This is a genomic window from Erythrobacter sp. CCH5-A1 (genome assembly GCF_001557115.1).
Classification (GTDB): Bacteria; Pseudomonadota; Alphaproteobacteria; order Sphingomonadales; family Sphingomonadaceae; genus Erythrobacter.
Genome location: NZ_LSKQ01000022.1, coordinates 1 through 3,914, shown reverse-complemented (window position 1 = coordinate 3,914; position 3,914 = coordinate 1). Strand labels below are relative to the sequence as shown.

The window sequence follows — 3,914 nt, the reverse complement described above, 5'->3', positions numbered from 1 at the left end:
GCGCTGCTCGCTGCCCCGCTTGCCGTCACCCCCGCCCCGCCATCGAGCAGCGGCAGCGGGGCAGCGAGCAGCGCGGCGAGCACGAAGTTGCCGGCAGTGCGCCGCGCCGGATCGGACGCGCTGCGACCCAGCACCGAATAGAGCCCCCAGGCGATCCCCGCCGCGATCATGCTCGCGGTCGCCAGCAAGGGGCCGGGCGCAAGGTGCGCGCCGAGCAGCAGCGCCACGCCGCCGAGCGCCAGCGCGATGCCTGCAAGGTCGCTTGCGTGAACCTTCTGGCCCGTCAGCGCGCCGCTCGCCAGCACGGTCGCCTGCACCGCCGCGAACAGCACCATCGCCCCGGTCGCAGCGCCCAGTTCGACATAGGCGAAGGAGAAGCCCGCGCAGTAGACGAACAGCGCGAGCGCGCCGCGCAGGCTGAAGGCACCGGCGCGCGGCCTGCGCAGCAGCCACGGGAGCAGCACCACAGCGCCCGCGCCGAGACGGATCGCGGTGAAGCTACCCGCCCCGATCGCCCCCTCACCGAGCGCCGCGCGTGCCAGCAGCGAATTGCCCGCAAAGGCGGCGACCGCCAGCAGGGCGAGCGCCGGGTTCACGAGGCGCGGCGGCGCCATTTCAGTCGTGGAAGGGGTAGTCGATATAGCCGTCCCCGCCGCCGCTATAGATCCGCGCGGTGTTCAAGGGGTTCATCGGCAGGTCCTCGGCGAGGCGGCGCGGCAGGTCGGGGTTGGCGATGAACAGCCGCCCGAACGACGCCGCGTCGATCTCGCCCGCCTCGAGCGCGGCGCGCGCGCGGGGGCCGGTGTAGCTGCCGTTGGCGATGTAGTTGCCGCCGAAGGCCTTCCGCACCACCTGCGGGTCGACGATCCGGTCGAAGGGATCGCCGCGCGGGTCGCTTGGCTCGACGCAGTGGAGATAGGCGAGCCCTCGCTTGCCGAGTTGCTCGGCCAAGTATCCGAACAGCGGCGCGGGGTTGCTGTCGCTCATCCCGTTGATTGTGAGCGAGGGCGAGAGGCGGATGCCGACCCGGTCCGCACCCCACACCGAGACGACCGCGTCGGTGACTTCGAGCGTCAGCCGCGTGCGGTTCTCGATGCTGCCGCCATAACGGTCGGTACGGTGGTTGGTGCCGTCGCGCAGGAACTGGTCGAGCAGGTAGGCATTGGCGCTGTGCACCTCGACCCCGTCGAACCCGGCGGCCTTGGCATTGATCGCGGCGCGGCGGTAATCCTCGACGATGCCGGGAATCTCGTCGGTCTCGAGCGCGCGGGGGATGACGAAGTCCTGCGGGCCCTCATAAGTGAAGGCGTGGCCCTGAAGGCCGACGGCGCTCGGTGCCACCGGCAGCGCGCCGCCCGGCTGCAGCGAGGGGTGCGAGAGCCGCCCGACATGCCACAGCTGGAGCATCATCCGCCCGCCTGCCGCATGCACAGCCTCGGTCACACCGCGCCAGCCTTCGACCTGCTTGTCGGAATAGATCCCCGGCGCGCCCGCATAGCCCTTGCCCTGCTGCGAGATGTGCGTCGCCTCGGAGATGATGAGGCCCGCGGTCGAACGCTGGGTGTAATAGGTCTGCTGCAATTCGTGCGGCGCGTCGTCGGCATTGGCGCGGGTGCGGGTCAGCGGAGCCATGACGATGCGGTTGGGCGCTGGAATCGCACCGTAGCGGATCGGCTGGAACAGGGGGTCTTGGTTCATGGCTGGGCTCCTCGGGCGGCAGGTGAGACGGGCGCCGGGCGCTGGAGAGCGACGGCGACGACAAGGCCAAGTGTGGCAAGCAGCGCTCCGGCGATTTCGAAAAGCTTGGGCGGCGTGCCGCTCGCAAGGCTGCCGAGCGCGAGGGTGAGCGCCGGGACGATCGCGGGAAACAGCCCCGCTTTGGCCGCTCCCAGCCGCTGCACGGCGACACCATAGGCGATCACCGCGAGCGCGCCGGCGGCAAGGCCCTGAACCGCCACCTGCGCCAGCAGCGTCGCGGGCGGCAGCGCCGCGATGCGGCCGAGGTCACCCGCGATCAGCATGACAGGAAGGATCGCCAGCGCGGAGAGGGTCGAGACGGCAGCGGTCACCGCCAGCGGGTCGAGCTCCCAGCGCTTGATGAGGATGGTGAAGCCAGCCCAGCCGAGCCCCGCGGCGACGAACATCAGGTCGCCGATCCACACCTTGCCGCCGCCCATTGCATCGGCATGGCTGGCGATCTCGGCAAGACCCGCGAGGATCAGCCCGATGCCAACCAGCTTGGCTGGGCCGGCCCGCTCTCTCAGGAGCACCGTCGCTGCCATCATCGAGGCGAGCGCTATGGTCGAGGGCTGGATCACCGCGCCATGCGCGAGCGGGGCGTGGGCGTAGCCGCCGGTCGCGAGAAGGATGAATGGCGGCCCGGCGAGCAGGCTCAGCACGCCCGCGCGCCGCCAGCCGATCCCGGCCAGCCGCAGCGGATCGTGGCGCAGCAGCCACGGGAGCATCACCAGCGCCGCCGTTCCGAAGCGCAGCGCCGCGAAGTCCTGCGGCAGGAGGCCGAGCGAGGTGCCCGATTGGGCGAAAAGGATGAAGGCCGACCAGATCAGCGCGGCGGCAAGGCCGGCGGCGATCCCGATCGTCGCGGGCGAGGCGCCCTGCGAAAGAAGGGCCCTGCCATGCCGCCCGACAGTGGGAGAAAGGGTGGCGGTCATGGCAGGGCTCCAGGAGGTGCCGCCCTCGTGCACAGACGGAGAGGGTCACGCAGGCGGCAAGGGGGAGAGACGGATCAGGCGGCGAGCGCCACGTCGAGGTCCGGCGCGGCCGGGAAATCGACCGGAATGTCGGTCGCCGCGTGCAGATAGTTGCTGATGATCTTGTCGCCGACGGTCATGATCACGTCGACGAGGTTCTCCTGGCTCCACCCGGCGGCAAAGAAGGCATTCATCGCGGCAGCGTCGGCATGGCCGCGGGTCTCGACGAGGTTGCGGGTCAGCTTCGCGAGCGCATCGAGCTTCGCATCGAAGGGCGCAGCCCCCTTGCGGATCGCGATGATCTGGTCGTCGGCGAAGCCGTTCATCTTGCCGAGCGCGGTATGCGCGGCGAGACAGTAGCGGCATTCGTTGTACTGGCTCACCACCAGGTTCACGACCTCGCGCGCCTTGGCATTGATCGACGACTTGGCCGATTGCAGCGCAAGATAGGTGCCCAGCGCATTCTGCGAGAGGGCGAAGGTCGCGTAGAGATTGGGTACGAAGCCGAGCTTGCCCTGAAGGGCATCGAACATCGCCTGGTTTGCGGGGGTGACGGTGTCGCGGGTCGGGACGGTGAAGCGGGTCATGGTAGGCTCCTTGGATCGGTGCGGCGGGATGCCGTGACACTTAGGTGCACCGATTGCAGCGCTTCCGGCAGAGTGTCTGCGGCCATAGCTTTTATGCCTGGCGGGAATGACCACGCTCCGGGTTCCCATCCTTTTGCGATGTTGCACGCTATCATATGCTTGTCGCGAGCCTGACAAATGCTTTTGATCAGCCTTTCAAACTTCCACAAGGTACCCGGTCATCAGAAGAGTCGATGCGTAACCCCGCAAAAGACGTGGCGGCTTCCGGCGATACCAGACGTTCACAATGCTGTTGGACCACGACCGCTTCGTCCCAGTGCCGCAGGGTCGGCTCCTCGCCGCTAACGAGGAGCCGAGTGCTCAAGTTTCCGTGTTCTCGGCGAGGGCCAGCGCGTCCTCGACGTCGATCCCCAGATAACGCACCGTGTTCTCGATCTTGCTATGACCAAGGAGTATCTGCACGGCGCGCAGATTGCCGGTCGCTCGGTAGATAATCGACGCCTTGGTTCGCCGCAAAGAATGTGTGCCATATTCGGATCGGATCAAACCAATCCCGGTCACCGAGACTGTTTAAAATTTTGTGCTCGGCCGTGGTAACTGCTTTCAGAGGAGACCC

General features: G+C 68.0%; 4 protein-coding genes and 1 pseudogene. All 5 read right to left on the bottom strand.

Translation table 11 applies throughout. The annotated features are described in order from the left end of the window. A partial coding sequence (locus tag AX708_RS01280; protein WP_156454506.1) for an EamA family transporter occupies positions 1-614 on the bottom strand: 614 nt, incomplete at its 3' end. A 1-nt stretch (position 615) separates the two neighbouring features. Next, entirely contained in the window at positions 616-1,698 is a 1,083-nt protein-coding gene (locus tag AX708_RS01275; protein ID WP_066528307.1) for an alkene reductase, read from the bottom strand. Next, positions 1,695-2,672, bottom strand: a complete 978-nt coding sequence (locus AX708_RS01270) for a DMT family transporter (RefSeq protein WP_067489244.1) — start codon at positions 2,670-2,672, stop codon at positions 1,695-1,697. Before AX708_RS01270 ends, AX708_RS01275 begins: the two co-directional genes overlap by 4 nt. A 74-nt stretch (positions 2,673-2,746) precedes the next feature. Continuing rightward, positions 2,747-3,298, bottom strand: coding sequence for a carboxymuconolactone decarboxylase family protein (locus AX708_RS01265; RefSeq protein WP_066528311.1), 552 nt, complete (start codon positions 3,296-3,298; stop codon positions 2,747-2,749). Positions 3,299-3,658: 360 nt separating this feature from the next. Further along, positions 3,659-3,859, bottom strand: a pseudogene (locus AX708_RS19640) (tyrosine-type recombinase/integrase); the annotation flags it as partial. Positions 3,860-3,914: the final 55 nt, after the last annotated feature.

Excerpts from the sequence above, each read along its gene's own strand:
- AX708_RS01270 (WP_067489244.1), bottom strand. The coding sequence starts at position 2,672 with ATGACCGCCACCCTTTCTCCCACTGTCGGGCGGCATGGCAGGGCCCTT.
- AX708_RS01275 (WP_066528307.1), bottom strand. The coding sequence starts at position 1,698 with ATGAACCAAGACCCCCTGTTCCAGCCGATCCGCTACGGTGCGATTCCA.
- AX708_RS01265 (WP_066528311.1), bottom strand. The coding sequence starts at position 3,298 with ATGACCCGCTTCACCGTCCCGACCCGCGACACCGTCACCCCCGCAAAC.